The organism is Pseudoduganella rivuli (assembly GCF_009674485.1).
In the GTDB taxonomy this organism is placed as follows: Bacteria; Pseudomonadota; Gammaproteobacteria; order Burkholderiales; family Burkholderiaceae_D; genus Rugamonas; species Rugamonas rivuli_B.
This window is the reverse complement of the sequence record NZ_WKJJ01000057.1, coordinates 1-1,452: the sequence shown is the minus strand read 5'-3', so window position 1 is coordinate 1,452 and position 1,452 is coordinate 1. Positions and strand designations below refer to the sequence as shown.

Sequence of the window (1,452 nt, the reverse complement as noted above, 5' to 3'; positions counted from 1 at the left end):
CCCAACGAATGAAAGGGACTTCCCCCGTCCCACATGCGCAGCTTGGAACTTGCTGCAAGCACCTACGGTCTAAGGATGAGGAAGTTGTCTTCATCAATGGCCCAAATGGGGGAAGTCATGAACAAGGTTAGCACTTTAACAGCAAATGGAAACGCCGAAAACGTCCCTGTTACCATCGGCATTGATCTCGCCAAGAACGTGTTTGCGATCCACGGCGTCAATCGCTTTGGCAAACCAGTGCTGGTCAAACCCAATGTGCGGCGTGATCAACTGCTGGAACTGATGGCGCAGTTGCCGCCATGTGTGGTTGGCATGGAAGCTTGCTCCGGCGCGCACCACTGGGCTCGTGAATTGACAGGCCTCGGGCATACGCCCAGGCTGATGGCCCCCAAGTTCGTCATCCCGTACCGCATGCAAGGCAAACGGGGCAAGAATGACGCCAACGATGCGGCCGCGATCTGCGAAGCCGTCACACGCCCCGCTATGCGATTCGTCCCCATCAAAAGCATCGATGCACAGGCGATCCTCACCTTGCACCGCGTGCGGCACGGCTTTGTCGAGGAGCGCACCGCCATCATCAATCGCATTCGCGGACTGATGTCAGAGTTCGGTGTGATCTTGCCGCAGCGAGCCGAAGTGATCCGGAAACAGGCGCAACTCGCGGCCGAACGGCTGCCCGGCTGGGCTGCCAGCGCCGTGTATGACTTACTGGCACATATGGTCACACTCGACATGCGTGTTGCAGAGTATGACGAGCACATCAAACGCATGGCGCATGCCGACGAACGTTGCAAGCGCCTGATGGCATTGCCTGGCATTGCCCACGTGACCGCATCGGCGCTGGTCGCTTCGATTAGCAACGGCCATGATTTCAAGAACGGCCGCCAATTGGCCGCATGGCTTGGGCTGGTCCCAGGCCAGTACGGCTCCGGCGGCAAGGTCAAGCTTGGGCACATCACCAAGGCTGGCGATCGGTACTTGCGCACGCTTCTTATCCTGGGTGCCCGAGCGATGCTGGCCAATGCCGCGCGCAAGAGCGATCACATCAGCCGATGGGCCGTAGCGTTGCAGGCCCGCGCCGGATATGGCAAAGCGCTCGTCGCCATCGCAGCAAAGAATGCCCGCATTGCGTGGGCCCTGCTGGCTAAAGGAGAGACCTTTAAGCCGGCCTAGCCGTTTCGTTTTTCGCAGCACCGTCAATCAAGTCTGCACGCGTTGATGAGCTTTCGGTTCGGACCGAGTGGGGAATGACCTGATGAACTTTTAGGGGATGGCAGCTATATCCCGACCAACGATTGAGGTTCCCCACCGCGTCTTGCATCAGGGTCCGGGCAAATGACAAAGTTGCCCAACAAGACCGTTTATAGTTTCGCAGGCCGACCAACTCCAGACGCTAATCGACTTGATCGAGGAACGCATTTGCCTTGAAAAATTGGGAAGCCCTTATAGTGA

1 protein-coding gene is annotated in these 1,452 nt (G+C 57.9%); it reads left to right on the top strand.

What is annotated here, in order from left to right:
• The first annotated feature begins 117 nt into the window (after window positions 1-117).
• Window positions 118-1,173 (top strand): IS110 family RNA-guided transposase, encoded by a 1,056-nt coding sequence (locus GJ700_RS34655; RefSeq protein WP_154382790.1) that lies wholly within the window; start codon window positions 118-120, stop codon window positions 1,171-1,173.
• Window positions 1,174-1,452: the final 279 nt, after the last annotated feature.

Bases quoted from the DNA above. Each gene is read 5' to 3' on its own strand.
- GJ700_RS34655 (WP_154382790.1), top strand. From the start codon at position 118: ATGAACAAGGTTAGCACTTTAACAGCAAATGGAAACGCCGAAAACGTC.